The sequence below is a fragment of the Microbispora sp. H11081 genome (assembly GCF_012999535.1).
Taxonomy (GTDB): domain Bacteria; phylum Actinomycetota; class Actinomycetes; order Streptosporangiales; family Streptosporangiaceae; genus Microbispora.
On the sequence record NZ_JABBWV010000017.1, the window covers coordinates 35,802 to 48,675 of the forward strand.

Sequence of the window (12,874 nt, forward strand, 5' to 3'; positions counted from 1 at the left end):
GCCATGGAATGCGACAAACGTGGACATAGGGAGCTTTGCCGGAGCTTGTCATTCGGCCGCGAGGCCCGCCTGTCAGCCGGTGGACGCCGTCCTGGAGCGCGGGTCGCTGATCCCGGCGCCGATGCCGCAGCAGGGTCATGAGCGTGTGATCAGGGCGGGGATAGCTCGTACCGCCAGCATGATCCTCGCGACGCTGCCGGTCAACGCCACGAGCAACAGCAAGGACGGTGGCGGCGCAAGCGTGACGACTGTGCCCAGCATGACCGTGTCCAGTACAGCGACGGTTCCCGCGCCACCCAGGGCGGCCAGCCGTACGGTGCGGTAGTGCCGCTGTTCCCGGGCGGCGGTCACGAGCATGAGCACGGCCGAGCCGAGCAGGAGGCCGAAGGCCAGGCGTGAGGCCAGCGGGATCGCCGAAGCCCAGCCGTTGGCGGTGAGGAGAGTGGCTCCCCAGCCCAGCCCGACAATCGGCCCGGCCACGAGCAGCGTGAATGCGGCGTGCCTGGCCGGTGAGGCGCGGACGAAGGCGGCGGTGACGGTGTCGGCATCGCCGAAGTCCACCAGGGCGGCCCGGGCCGCCGCGTCCGGGTCCCCGAGCCGCTCCATCTGGTCGTCGTAGGACGCCAAGAGGCCGTCGGCGAGCTCGTCGACCACGGGGCCGGGCAGCCGTTCGGCGAGCGTCTGCAGATGGCGTTCGATCAGTTCGTGGCCGGCCACGGTCCACCACCCAGCGCAGCGGATATCACGGCGGCGAACTCCTGCCAGTGGTCGCGTGCCCCCGCCAAGGAGCGCCGCCCCTGCTCGGTCAGCTCATAAGTGCGCCGTCTGCGACCGCCCACCACCGACCAGCTCCCCTTGATCAGTCCCGCGCGCTCCAGTCGGTGCAACGCCGGATAGACGGTGCCGGTGGGCAAATCGAGCTTGCCGCCCGTGGCGTCACACAGCGCTTCCTTCACGGCATAGCCGTGCTGCGGCCCGTCCTCCAGCGTGGCGAGCAGGAGACCGTCCAGGTGTCCTTTGAGTGCTTCCGCCCTCATAGGTAGCAACGCTATACCTGCTCTTCCCGCGAGCCAAGACCCGGAGTAGCGTCGCTACATGTAGCGTTACTACGTATTGGAGATGCGATGGACCACATCGACATCCTGGGCACTCCGGTCCCCAACGCCGGACCGGTCTTCTTCGCCGCACTCGCCATCCACATCACCGCCGGGATCACCTGCGTGGGCTGCGGCGCGAGCGCCGCACTGACGCGCAAGGGAAGCCCACGGCACCGGCGATTCGGGCGCATCTACCTGTGGTCGTGGGCTGTCGTCTACGTCACCCTGACCGTCATGTCGACGATCCGCTGGCGGGAGAACGCCCACCTGTTCGTCATCGGCACCCTTGGCTTCACCGCCGCGCTGACGGGCTACGCCAACCGGCGGCACCGGCCCGACCTCCACATCCTCGCAATGGGCGCGTCCTACGTGCTGCTGTTGACCGGCTTCTACATCGACAACGGCCCCCACCTGCCGCTGTGGGACAGGCTCCCAACCGTTGCCTACTGGCTGCTCCCGACCTTGATCGGCTCCCCCTTGATCGCGCGCGCGATCGCCCGCAGGCGCCACCCGCGCACGCCGGCACAAGCGTGATCCTCGGCGACCGCCAGGCGCCCTGCCAACTGGCCCTTCCAGGGTGAGACATCCCGCGCTGAATCGGCCGCCCGCATCAGAGTCGTCGGATCGCGGCCGGATCGCGGCCCCCCTGCCCCAGCGGGCCAGCGCCTCCGGCGAGACGCGGGCGTAGCGGGCCAGGGAGGCGACCGAGGTGTGCCCGGAGTAGGCCGGCAAAGCGGGCATGCCTCGTCTGCCCGGCCCTGCCCGGCCGCCGACAGGAATCGTTCCGCCGTCGCGGTGACCGACGTGTCGTCCGCCGACCCGCACCCCGCGGTGGCGAGCGCGAGGCAGACGACCGCCGTTGCCCGAATGCCCATGGACCGCGACTACCCGGGGGTGGATGGGAAACGTGCGCACCCTTTTCGTCCGGAATATGCGAATTTTTGTATATCGCGTGTAATGTGGATTATTCGGAAGAATTTCCGGGTGGGTCATCTCACCGGCGGAGGTGGGGATCCTTGCACGACTTCCAGGTCTCGGTGGCGCAGGCGCCTCCGTTCACCCTCATCACCCTCAGCGGTGAACTCGACGTGCTCACGGTCTCCACGCTGCGCGAGCAGGTGGACCCACTCCTGGCCCGTCGCGCGACGCGCATCCTGTTCGACGTGGAGCGGCTGCGGTTCATCGACAGCGCGGGCATGCGGGTGCTCATCGACGCCTGCGTCCGCACCCCGCCCGAGGGCGGAGACGGCGCCGTCTGCGGCATGAGCCCGCAGATGCGTCACCTTTTCTCGCTGCTCGGCCTCACCTCACGGCTCACCATGTACCCGACCCGCGCCGACGCGCTGCGCCGCACCGCGGCCCGCGACCGGGCCTCCTGACGCCGGCCGCGGTAACGGCCATCACATGATCGTCTTCCACCAGCCGTCGACCGGGGGCGGATCGTCGATCGTGACGCGCTCGCCCGGCCGCGGCACCACGAGGCGCACGTCGCGTGCCTTCGCCTCCCGCCACAGCTGGTCGACCGGGTCGTCCCAGGCGTGCGGAGCGAGCGAGAACGTGCCCCAGTGCACCGGCAGCAGCACCCCGGCGCGCACGTCGATGTGCGTGAGGATCGCCTCCTGAGGCGTCATGTGGACGTGCGGCCAGCCCTTGCTGTAGGCGCCGATCTGCACCACCGACAGGTCGAACGGCCCGTGCGCCTCGCCGATCGCGGCGTACCCGTCGAAGTAGCCGGAGTCGCCGGTGTAGAAGACCCGCCTGCGCTCTCCCGCGACGACCCAGGAGGCCCAGAGGGTCTGGTCCCGGCGGAACGCGCGGCCGGAGAAGTGACGGCCGGGGGTCGCCACGAACCTGAGGCCGGAGACCGTGGCCTCCTCGTCCCAGTCCAGCTCGACGATCCGCGACGCGGGCACCCGCCACCGCTCCAGGTGGGCGCCGACCCCCAGCGGCACCAGGAAAGGCGCCGACTGCGTGCGGACCAGCAGACGCACCGTGTCCATGTCGAGGTGGTCGTAGTGGTCGTGCGAGATGACGATCGCGTCGAGCTCGGGCAGCTCGTACAACGGCACCGGCGGAGGGTGCAGGCGGCGCGGCCCGGTGAACGACGTCGGGGAACACCGCTCGCTCCACACCGGGTCGAGCAGCACCCGCCGCCCCTCGATCTCGATCAGCACCGAGGAGTGGCCGTACCAGACGGCGTCGAGGTCCCCGCCCAGGGACGGGCCGGGGGTCATCAGCGGAACGGGCAGGCGGGGCCTGCGCGGCGTCCGGCGCAGGAACTCGCGGGCGACCTGCCGCCCGGTTCCCGGCGGAAGGACGGGGTTGGGGCTCGTGTTGCGGAACGCGCCGTCGCGGAACTGCCGGGAGCGGCGCACCCGACCCGCCCGCTCGCCGGACGGCCGGGCCCCCAGTGCGGCGGGGACGTCCCGCATCGCCCACACCGCCGCCGCCAGGGCGGCCGCTCCGGCCGCCAGCCCCAGGCGGCGGCCCATGCCACCACTTTTCAGTACACCGGTATTCAACGGTGATCTCCCTTGCTGGGTTCTGCCGATCAGACTAGGCAATCGCCGGGCCTGCGCGCGCCGTCGGCGCCTTGCCTGTGGACAACCCGTCAGTGGAGACTTCCTGTCGAGCGCGAGCACGCGGGCCGACCGGCCCGGCGCGGGCCGGCGGAGGCGGGGGCGATGAAGACGGGGGCGATGAAGACGGGGGCGATGAAGACGGGGGCGATGAAGACGGGGCACGACGCGGACGACGGACCGGCCGCCCATCGTGAGGCCCCCGGCGAGCCCGTCGGGGAGTCGGGCGGGGAGTCCGGCGGGGAGTCCGGCGGGGAGATCTACGGGGAGCCCGGCGGGGAGGCCGCGTCCCGCCTGCTGCGGTTGTTCGAGGGGCACCGGCTGACCCCCGTGCAGCGCAGGATCGCCCACTGCCTCGCCCGGCACGCTGCCGAGGCGCCGTTCCTGTCGAGCATCGAAGTGGCCGAGCTCGCCGGGGTCAGCCAGCCGTCGGTGACCCGTTTCGCGATGGCGCTCGGCTACAGCGGATACCCCGGTCTGCGGCGCAGGTTCCGGGAACTGGGCGTTCCGGCCGGCCGGAACGGGGCGGACGCGGGATCCGGGGCGGGATCCTCCACGCACCAGGCCGCCGGGAAGCTCTCCGGCGGCGGGGAGCCCGCGGACACGCGCCCCGCCACACCCCAGGACCCCACGCCCCAGGACCCCACGCCCCGGGACCCTGTGCTCCATGAGCCCGTCTCCGCGCCAGACCGGGCGAAGGGCCCGGGCGGGGAGTACCGCCGCGCCGTGCTGGCGGAGATCGAGAACCTGCGCGCCCTGGCCGAGTCGCTGGACGACGGCGGTCCCGTCGCCGAGGCCGCCCGCTTGCTCGCCGCCTCGCGCCCCCTGCCGGTGCTCGGCCTGCGGGCCGCCGCGGCCCAGGCCGCCGGGTTCGCCTACTTCGCCGCGAAGATCCACCCCGACGTACGGCCCCTGCACGAGGCGGGGTCGCTCCTGACCGACCGGGTCGAGCAGGCGGCGGCGGCCGGGGCGACGGCCCTGCTGTGCTTCGCCCTGCCCCGCTATCCGGCCGAACTGCTGGACGCGCTCCGCGCCGCCCGCGCGGCCGGGCTGAACGTCGTCACGGTCGCGGACCGGCGGGTGCCGTCGCTCGCCGGCCTGTCCCACGTCCTGCTGACCGCCGCCGTGGGCACCCGCCTGGTGTTCGACACGGCGTGCGCGCCGATGATGCTCGGCCGGGTGCTGCTGGAGGCCATGTGCGACGAACTGCCCGGGGCGCAGGCCCGGCTTGAGGCGTTCGAGGCGTCGGCCGCGGCCCGCGGCGTTTTCCTCATTGACTGAATCTATTCATTCATCGAGGATGAATGGACTCGCGGAACGGGACCACGCGCGCCGGGCACGGCGGAGGAGGACTGGTGGCTGACGACGACAGCGCACGCGGCGGGGCCGCGGGCCGGAACCCCGTCAGGGCTCCGCGCGGCGCCACGCTGACCACGCGCGGCTGGCAGCAGGAGGCCGCCCTGCGCATGCTCATGAACAACCTCGACCCGGAGGTCGCCGAGCACCCGGAGCGCCTCGTCGTCTACGGCGGCAGCGGCAAGGCGGCCCGCGACTGGCCGTCGTACGACGCCATCGTGCGCGAGCTCACCACCCTGCGGGCGGACGAGACGCTGCTGGTGCAGTCGGGCCGGCCGGTCGGCGTCATGACCACCCACGAGTGGGCCCCCCGGGTGCTCATCGCCAACTCCAACCTCGTCGGCGACTGGGCGACCTGGCCGGAGTTCCGGCGGCTGGAGCGGCTCGGGCTCACGATGTACGGCCAGATGACGGCCGGCTCGTGGATCTACATCGGCACCCAGGGCATCCTGCAGGGGACGTACGAGACGTTCGCCGCGGTCGCGGCCAAGCGCTTCGGCGGCAGCCTCGCCGGGACGATCACCCTCACCGCCGGGCTCGGCGGCATGGGCGGCGCGCAGCCGCTCGCGGTCACCATGAACGGCGGCGTGGCGATCTGCGTCGACTGCGACCCGCGGAGTGTCGAGCGCCGCATCGGCCACCGCTACCTCGACGTGCGGGCGGAGAGCCTGGACGAGGCGCTGCGCCTGGCGTATGAGGCCAGGGACGCCCGCCGCCCGCTGTCCATCGGCGTCGTGGCCAACGCCGCGCAGGCCGTGCCCGCCCTGCTCGCCGCGGGCGCGGAGATCGACGTCGTCACCGACCAGACGAGCGCGCACGACCCGCTGGCCTACCTGCCGACGGGCGTCGCGTTCGAGGACATGGAGGCGCTGGCGCGCAAGGACCCCGAGGGGTTCACCCGCAGGGCCCGTGAGTCCATGGCCCGGCACGTCGAGGCGATGGTCGGCTTCCAGGACGCCGGCGCGGAGGTGTTCGACTACGGCAACTCCATCAGAGGCGAGGCCGGCCTCGCCGGGTACGCGCGGGCGTTCGACTTCCCCGGGTTCGTGCCGGCCTACATCCGGCCGCTGTTCTGCGAGGGGAAGGGCCCGTTCCGGTGGGCGGCGCTGTCCGGCGACCCCGCCGACATCGCGGCGACCGACCGCGCGATCCTCGATCTCTTCCCGGACAACGAGCCGCTGGCCCGGTGGATCAGGATGGCGGGGGAGCGGGTGCGGTTCCAGGGCCTGCCCGCGCGGATCTGCTGGCTGGGGTACGGCGAGCGCGACAGGGCGGGCGAGCGGTTCAACGAGATGGTCGCCTCGGGGGAGATCTCCGCGCCCATCGTGATCGGCAGGGACCACCTCGACTGCGGCTCGGTCGCCTCGCCCTACCGGGAGACGGAGAGCATGCTCGACGGCTCCGACGCGATCGCCGACTGGCCGCTGCTCAACGCCATGGTCAACGTGGCCTCCGGCGCGTCCTGGGTGTCGATCCACCACGGCGGCGGGGTCGGCATCGGCCGTTCCATCCACGCGGGGCAGGTCACCGTCGCCGACGGCACGCCGCTCGCGGGGGAGAAGATCCGCCGGGTGCTGACCAACGACCCCGGCATGGGCGTGATCCGGCACGTGGACGCCGGATACGACAGGGCCGCCGAGGTCGCCAACGAGCGGGGCGTACGCGTCCCGATGGCCGGTGCGGGGCCGGCCGGTGCGGGGCCGGCCGGTGCGGACGCCGATGCCTGAGGGAACGGCGGAGGATCTGCCTGGCGAGGAAGTGGCGGACGGCTTCCGCCGCATGTGGCGCGACCTGCTCCCCGTGGGGCGGCACGACGCGACGGGCGGATACCGCAGGCACGCCTGGACGTCGGCCGACGCCGAGTGCCGGGACTGGTTCGCCGCGCAGGCGAGCGAGAGAGGCCTCGCGTACGAGACCGACCGCAACGGCAACCAGTGGGCCTGGCTGGGCGATCCCGGGGCGGGGAACGCCGTGGTGACCGGCTCCCACCTGGACTCGGTGCCCGACGGCGGGGCGTACGACGGCCCGCTGGGGGTCGTCGGGGCGTTCGCCGCGCTCGACGCCCTGCGGGCGCGCGGCGTGCGGCCGCAACGGCCGCTCGCGGTGGTGAACTTCACCGAGGAGGAGGGTGCCAGGTTCGGCCTGGCCTGCCTGGGGTCGCGGCTGATGACCGGCGCCGTCCGCCCGGAGACGGCCGGGGCGCTGCGCGACGCGGACGGCGTCACGCTGGCGGCGGCGATGGAGCGGGCGGGACGCGACCCGGAGGCCGCCGGCCGCGACGACGAGCGCCTCGCGCGGATCGGCGTGTTCGTGGAACTGCACGTGGAGCAGGGCCGCCACCTCGCCGGCACGCCGCACCCGGTCGGCGTCGCCTCCGCGATCTGGCCGCACGGCCGCTGGCGCTTCGACTTCCACGGGGAGGCCAACCACGCCGGGACCACCCGGCTGGAGGACCGGCGTGACCCCATGCCGGCCTACGCGGCGGCCGTGCTTGCCGCGCGCGCGGGCGCGGAGCGCCTGGGGGCCCTGGCCACCTTCGGCAGGGTCAGGGTCGAGCCCAACGGCACCAACGCCATCGCGTCGCTGGTCACCGCCTGGCTCGACTGCCGCGCTCCGGACGCCGCCCTGCTGGACAGGCTCGTCGAGGAGACGACGGCGGCGGCGGAGGGGGCCCGGGTGACGCGGGAGTCCTACACGCCGGTCGTCGACTTCGACGTGCCGCTGCGCGACCGCGTCGCGCGTGTCCTCGGCGGCGCGCCCGTGCTGCCCACGGGGGCCGGGCACGACGCGGGCATCCTCGCCGGGGAAATCCCGTCGGCCATGCTGTTCGTGCGCAACCCCACGGGCGTCTCGCACTCGCCGCACGAGCGCGCCGAGGAGGCCGACTGCCTCGCCGGGGTCGCCGCCCTCGCCGCCGTCCTGGAGGACCTGCTGGCCCCGGCCGCCGGCGGCCCCGGCGTGGCTCGCTGAGCGACCGGCGGCCCGGACAGGCGTAACGCCAGGCAGGCGGTGCGCCGGGAGCGGGTGTCAGCGGGAGCGGCGGTCTCCGGAACCGGAGGCGGGGTCGGCCAGGCCGGCCCTGCGAAGGGCCTCGGCCATGGCTCCGCTCTGCGGCGCGCCGCCCGAGCCCCGTCCGTTGCCGCGGCCGGAACCGCCCATGCCGCCCGTCTGGTTCTGCCGACCGGCGTTCTGGCGGCCCTGGTTCTCTCCGGACGCGTTCTGACGCGGCTGGCCGCGCCGGCCGCCCTGCCGGTCGCCCCGGGCCGCGCCGTCAGGCCCGCCTCCGCGGCCGTTGCCCGCCGCCTCGTCGTCCAGGCGCAGGGTGAGCGAGATGCGCTTGCGCTGGAGGTCGATGTCGAGCACCTTGACCCGGACGATGTCGCCTGGCTTGACCACCTCGCGCGGGTCCTTCACGAACGAGTTCGACATCGCGGACACGTGGACGAGACCGTCCTGGTGCACGCCGACGTCGACGAACGCCCCGAACGCGGCCACGTTGGTGACGACGCCCTCCAGGATCATGCCGGGCGACAGGTCGGAGGGCTTCTCGACGCCGTCCTTGAAGGTGGCGGTCTTGAACGCCGGACGGGGGTCGCGGCCCGGCTTCTCCAGTTCCCTGAGGATGTCGGTCACGGTCGGCAGGCCGAAGGTGTCGTCGACGAAGTCGGACGGCCTGAGCGAGCGGAGCGCCGCGGTGTCGCCGATCAGCGTGCGCAGGTCGCTCTTGCTGAAGTCGAGGATGCGGCGCACCACGGGGTACGCCTCAGGGTGCACGCTGGAGGCGTCGAGCGGGTCGTCCCCGCCCCGGATGCGCAGGAAGCCCGCGCACTGCTCGAACGCCTTCGGCCCGAGCCGCGGCACGTCCTTCAGCCCGCGCCTGGAGCGGAACGGCCCGTTGGCGTCCCGGTGCGCGACGATGTTCTCCGCCAGCCCGGCGCTGATGCCGGAGACCCGGGTCAGCAGCGGGGCGGAGGCGGTGTTGACGTCCACGCCCACCCCGTTCACGCAGTCCTCGACCACCGCGTCGAGCGAGCGCGACAGCTTCACCTCGGACACGTCGTGCTGGTATTGGCCGACGCCGATGGACTTGGGGTCGATCTTGACCAGTTCGGCCAGCGGGTCCTGCAGCCGCCGGGCGATCGAGACCGCGCCGCGCAGGGAGACGTCGAGGCCGGGCAGCTCCTGCGAGGCGTAGGCCGACGCGGAGTAGACCGAGGCCCCGGCCTCGGAAACGACGATCTTGGTGATGTGCGGCATGTGCTTGACCAGCTCGGCGGCGAGCCTGTCGGTCTCCCGCGACGCGGTGCCGTTGCCGATGGCGACCAGCTCCACCTTGTGCTCGGCCGCCAGCCGCGCCAGCACCGCGAGCGACTGGTCCCACTGCCGCCTGGGCTCGTGGGGGTAGATCGTGTCGGTGGCCACGACCTTGCCCGTGCCGTCCACGACCGCGACCTTCACCCCGGTGCGCAGGCCAGGGTCGAGCCCCATGGTCGGCCTCGCCCCGGCGGGAGCGGCGAGCAGCAGGTCGCGCAGGTTGGCAGCGAACACCCGCACGGCCTCCTCCTCGGCCGCCTGCCACAGCCGGGTGCGCAGGTCGATGCCCAGGTGGACGAGGACGCGGGTGCGCCAGGCCCAGCGCACGGTGTCGAGCAGCCACCTGTCGGCCGGGCGGCCCTGGTCGGCGATGCCGAAACGCCGGGCGATGCGCGCCTCGTAGTCGTTCGGCTCCTCGGCCTCCGGGTCGAGCGTGAGGGTGAGCACCTCCTCCTTCTCGCCCCGGAACATCGCGAGGATGCGGTGCGAGGGCAGCCGGGTGAAGGGCTCGGAGAAGTCGAAGTAGTCGGAGAACTTGGCCCCGGCCTCCTGCTTGTCCTCCCGCACCTGGGAGACGAGGCGTCCCCGGGACCACATCCGCTCCCGCAGGTCGCCGATGAGGTCGGCGTCCTCGGCGAAGCGCTCGACCAGGATGGCCCTGGCGCCCTCCAGCGCGGCGGCGGCGTCGGCCACGCCCTCGCCCACGTATGCCTCCGCGGACGCGTGGGGGTCCAGCGACGGGTCGGCCAGCAGCGCGTCCGCCAGCGGCTCCAGCCCCGCCTCCCTGGCGATCTGCGCCTTCGTCCTGCGCTTGGGCTTGAACGGCAGGTAGATGTCCTCCAGCCGGGCCTTGGAGTCGGCCTCCATGATCCGCGCTTCAAGGGCCTCGTCGAGCTTGCCCTGGGAGCGGATCGAGTCGAGGACGGCCGTCCGCCGCTCCTCCAGCTCGCGCAGGTAACGCAGCCGCTCCTCCAGCGTGCGCAGCTGGGCGTCGTCGAGCGCGCCGGTGGCCTCCTTGCGGTAGCGGGCGATGAACGGCACCGTCGCCCCGCCGTCGAGCAGGTCGACGGCCGCGGTGACCTGGCTCTGGCGCACGCCGAGCTCTTCGGCGATCCGCTGCTGAATGGACGTCGTCACGATCCTGATCCGCCTTCTTCCGGGAGGCTCTCATTCTGCCGGATCCACCGCGTCCCCTCACGCCGCCTGTGGATACCCGGCCGCCTGTGGACGACGTCCGCCCGCTCCCGGATAAATCGGAGATGCCGCCTCCTAGAGGCCGAAACCGGACGGCAGCAGGAACACGATGCCGAGCAGGCCGTGCGACGCGAACCACCAGCCGCCTCGGGCGGTCTCCTCCCCGGCGGGATGCCGCAGCGCGGGAAGGCCCGGCGTGATCTCCCGGCGGTTCGCCAGGCAGCCGGTCGAGAACGTGGTCACGGTGCCGCAGCCGCACCCCGGGCAGGTCATCCCCGACCACGGCGGCTGGACGGCCGCGCCGTCCCTGGTCCACACGACGACGTCGTCGCCGTCCTCGTGGCGCCCGCGGTGGACGACGTACTCCTCCTCCCAGACCCGCGCGCAGTGCAGGCACTCGAACGGCCACGTCTCCCTGGTGCTGATCCCCTCACGCACCGGTACCACCCCCGAACTCAAGACCCCTTACGAGTCTCAGCACGCGGTGAAATCACCGCAAGTGGTGGCATGGACACGATCGGTAATGATTGCCCAGCCGGAGGAACACGCCCCAGGCCGGTCAGACCACTTCGAGCAGCTCGTCCACCACGCCGAGGGCCAGCGTCTTGTAGCCCACGGAGTCGAACAGCACCGTGATCCGGTCCTGCTCGCGGCTCATCACGATCCCGTGTCCCCACTCGGCGTGCCGTACGTCGGCGTGCAGGGGGAACGGCCCTTCGCCGGTCTCCGGCGCGGTCACGGTCCCCGAGCGGCAGGTGTCGCAGTCGCCGCAGGCCCGTTCGTACGGCTCGCCGAAGTACTCCAGCAGGAAGCGGCGACGGCAGCCGGTCGTCTCGGCGTAGCCGCGCATCATCTCGAGCCGGGAGTCCTCCATCCGGTGCCGGATCTCGTCGATCCGCGCCGCGTGGGCGGCGGCCTCGTCAGGCGGCGGGCCGTCCGGCGCGTAACGCACGGCGCCGCCGTGGGAGACGTCGAGCGCGCCCGCGCGTTCGAGCAGGTTGACGTGCGAGGACAGCCTGGCCGCCCCGATGTCGAGAAGCTCGCGCAGGTCGCCCGCGGCCACGTCGCCGCCGTGTTCGTGCACCAGCGTCGCGATGCGCCGCATCAGGTTCTCGTCCGCCCTGCCCCCGGAGAAGAACTTGCGCAGCCCCAGGTCCTCCGGCCGGTAGAACAGCACCGCGTCGGCGGGGTTGCCGTCGCGGCCCGCCCGGCCGATCTCCTGGTAGTACGCGTCGAGCGACTCGGGGGGCGCGGCGTGCAGCACGTAGCGCACGTCGTGCTTGTCGATGCCCATCCCGAACGCCGAGGTCGCCACGACGGTGTCGAGGTCGTCGTCCTGGAACCGCTCGTGGATGCGGCGGCGGTCCTTAGCCTTCATCCCCGCGTGGTACGCCTCGGCCCGGCGGCCCTTCTCCCGAAGCAGTTCCGCGTACTCCTCGGCCTGCCGCCGCGTCGCCACGTAGACGAGCCCGACGCCGTCCAGCCCGGCGGCGTGGTCGGCCAGGGCCTTGCGCTTGTCGTCGTCGTCGGTGAACCGGCGGACGTCGAGGCGGAGGTTGGGCCGGTCGAACCCCCGCACGATCTGCTGCGCCCCGGTCATGCCGAGCGACTCGATGATCTCCTCGCGTACGGTCGGCGCGGCCGTGGCCGTCATCGCGATCACCGGGGGACGGCCGAGGCGTTCGATGACCTTGCCGAGCCGCAGGTACTCCGGCCGGAAGTCGTGGCCCCAGGCGGACACGCAGTGCGCCTCGTCCACGGCGATCAGCGAGGGACGCGCCTCGGCCAGCCGCTCGACCACCTCGGGCTTGGCGAGCTGCTCCGGCGAGAGGAACACGTACTCGGCATCACCCGCCGTGACCTGGTCGAGGCCCGCATCGACCGAGCCGGCCGAGTTGACCGCGACGGCGCCCGCGGCCCCCGCCTTGAGCAGGCCCATGACCTGGTCGCGCTGCAGGGCGATGAGCGGCGACACGACGACGGTCGGGCCTTCCAGGAGCAACCCCGGCACCTGGTAGACGGCCGACTTGCCGCCGCCGGTCGGCATCACCAGCAGCACGTCCCGGCCCGCGAGCAGGAGCTCCATCGCCTCCTGCTGCCCGGGACGCAGTTGCTGCCAGCCGAAGGCGTCCCTGGCCGTGGCCCGCAGCCGCCTGCCCCTGCGCCCGAAGCGCCGCCCGAAGCGCCCCCCGCCCCAGCCGCCGGCCCAGCTTCCCGACCAGTCCCGCGACCAGCCGCCCCCGGCGCCGCCGCGCCTGTCACCGGACCGTCCGCCGGACAGGCCTCCGTACCTCTGCCTGACGCTCATGCCATCGCACTCCCTCGCCCGATCGG

11 protein-coding genes are annotated in these 12,874 nt (G+C 73.0%); 5 read left to right on the top strand and 6 right to left on the bottom strand.

Features of this window, described 5'->3' with window-relative positions; genetic code table 11:
• Window positions 1-135: 135 nt before the first annotated feature.
• Together HHX31_RS29570 and HHX31_RS29575 are read right to left on the bottom strand one after the other, a co-directional pair.
• The gene (locus tag HHX31_RS29570; protein WP_169952342.1) at window positions 136-717 is read right to left on the bottom strand and encodes a hypothetical protein; all 582 of its coding nucleotides are present in this window, start codon (window positions 715-717) and stop codon (window positions 136-138) included.
• The gene (locus HHX31_RS29575) at window positions 699-1,037 is read right to left on the bottom strand and encodes a PadR family transcriptional regulator (protein ID WP_169952344.1); all 339 of its coding nucleotides are present in this window, start codon (window positions 1,035-1,037) and stop codon (window positions 699-701) included. Before HHX31_RS29575 ends, HHX31_RS29570 begins: the two co-directional genes overlap by 19 nt.
• Before the next feature lie 87 nt (window positions 1,038-1,124).
• Between HHX31_RS29575 and HHX31_RS29580 the strand changes: the two genes are divergently transcribed.
• Complete coding sequence (locus tag HHX31_RS29580) at window positions 1,125-1,631, top strand: DUF2306 domain-containing protein (RefSeq protein ID WP_169952346.1); 507 nt, start codon at window positions 1,125-1,127, stop codon at window positions 1,629-1,631.
• Window positions 1,632-2,113: 482 nt separating this feature from the next.
• Window positions 2,114-2,476 carry an STAS domain-containing protein gene (locus HHX31_RS29585; RefSeq protein ID WP_169952348.1) on the top strand — a complete coding sequence of 121 codons (363 nt, stop codon included), beginning with the start codon at window positions 2,114-2,116 and terminating at the stop codon, window positions 2,474-2,476.
• 21 nt (window positions 2,477-2,497) lie between these two features.
• Here the strand turns inward: HHX31_RS29585 and HHX31_RS29590 are convergent, their stop codons facing one another.
• Entirely contained in the window at window positions 2,498-3,589 is a 1,092-nt protein-coding gene (locus HHX31_RS29590; RefSeq protein WP_169952350.1) for an MBL fold metallo-hydrolase, read from the bottom strand.
• A 192-nt stretch (window positions 3,590-3,781) separates the two neighbouring features.
• On the opposite strand from HHX31_RS29590, the gene HHX31_RS33895 reads away from it, so the two are divergent.
• The 3 genes from HHX31_RS33895 to HHX31_RS29610 all read left to right on the top strand — a co-directional run bounded on the left by HHX31_RS33895 (window position 3,782) and on the right by HHX31_RS29610 (window position 8,002).
• The gene (locus tag HHX31_RS33895; protein WP_249346979.1) at window positions 3,782-4,957 is read left to right on the top strand and encodes a MurR/RpiR family transcriptional regulator; all 1,176 of its coding nucleotides are present in this window, start codon (window positions 3,782-3,784) and stop codon (window positions 4,955-4,957) included.
• Between the two features lie 74 nt (window positions 4,958-5,031).
• Entirely contained in the window at window positions 5,032-6,759 is a 1,728-nt protein-coding gene (gene hutU, locus HHX31_RS29605; protein WP_311932306.1) for a urocanate hydratase, read from the top strand.
• Window positions 6,752-8,002, top strand: coding sequence for an allantoate amidohydrolase (locus HHX31_RS29610; protein WP_249346982.1), 1,251 nt, complete (start codon window positions 6,752-6,754; stop codon window positions 8,000-8,002). The genes hutU and HHX31_RS29610 overlap by 8 nt, the downstream gene beginning before the upstream one ends.
• Before the next feature lie 57 nt (window positions 8,003-8,059).
• Here HHX31_RS29610 and HHX31_RS29615 read toward each other — a convergent pair whose 3' ends face one another.
• The 3 genes from HHX31_RS29615 to HHX31_RS29625 all read right to left on the bottom strand — a co-directional run bounded on the left by HHX31_RS29615 (window position 8,060) and on the right by HHX31_RS29625 (window position 12,848).
• Window positions 8,060-10,483, bottom strand: coding sequence for a Tex family protein (locus tag HHX31_RS29615; RefSeq protein ID WP_169952354.1), 2,424 nt, complete (start codon window positions 10,481-10,483; stop codon window positions 8,060-8,062).
• A 132-nt stretch (window positions 10,484-10,615) separates the two neighbouring features.
• Window positions 10,616-10,978: a hypothetical protein gene (locus tag HHX31_RS29620; protein ID WP_169952356.1), complete on the bottom strand. Its 363-nt coding sequence runs from the start codon at window positions 10,976-10,978 to the stop codon at window positions 10,616-10,618.
• A 121-nt stretch (window positions 10,979-11,099) separates the two neighbouring features.
• Window positions 11,100-12,848 (bottom strand): ATP-dependent DNA helicase RecQ, encoded by a 1,749-nt coding sequence (locus tag HHX31_RS29625; RefSeq protein ID WP_169952358.1) that lies wholly within the window; start codon window positions 12,846-12,848, stop codon window positions 11,100-11,102.
• Window positions 12,849-12,874: the final 26 nt, after the last annotated feature.

Bases quoted from the DNA above. Each gene is read 5' to 3' on its own strand.
- HHX31_RS29575 (WP_169952344.1), bottom strand. From the start codon at position 1,037: ATGAGGGCGGAAGCACTCAAAGGACACCTGGACGGTCTCCTGCTCGCC.
- HHX31_RS29580 (WP_169952346.1), top strand. From the start codon at position 1,125: ATGGACCACATCGACATCCTGGGCACTCCGGTCCCCAACGCCGGACCG.
- HHX31_RS29590 (WP_169952350.1), bottom strand. From the start codon at position 3,589: ATGGGCCGCCGCCTGGGGCTGGCGGCCGGAGCGGCCGCCCTGGCGGCG.
- HHX31_RS33895 (WP_249346979.1), top strand. From the start codon at position 3,782: ATGAAGACGGGGGCGATGAAGACGGGGGCGATGAAGACGGGGGCGATG.
- HHX31_RS29610 (WP_249346982.1), top strand. From the start codon at position 6,752: ATGCCTGAGGGAACGGCGGAGGATCTGCCTGGCGAGGAAGTGGCGGAC.
- HHX31_RS29625 (WP_169952358.1), bottom strand. From the start codon at position 12,848: ATGAGCGTCAGGCAGAGGTACGGAGGCCTGTCCGGCGGACGGTCCGGT.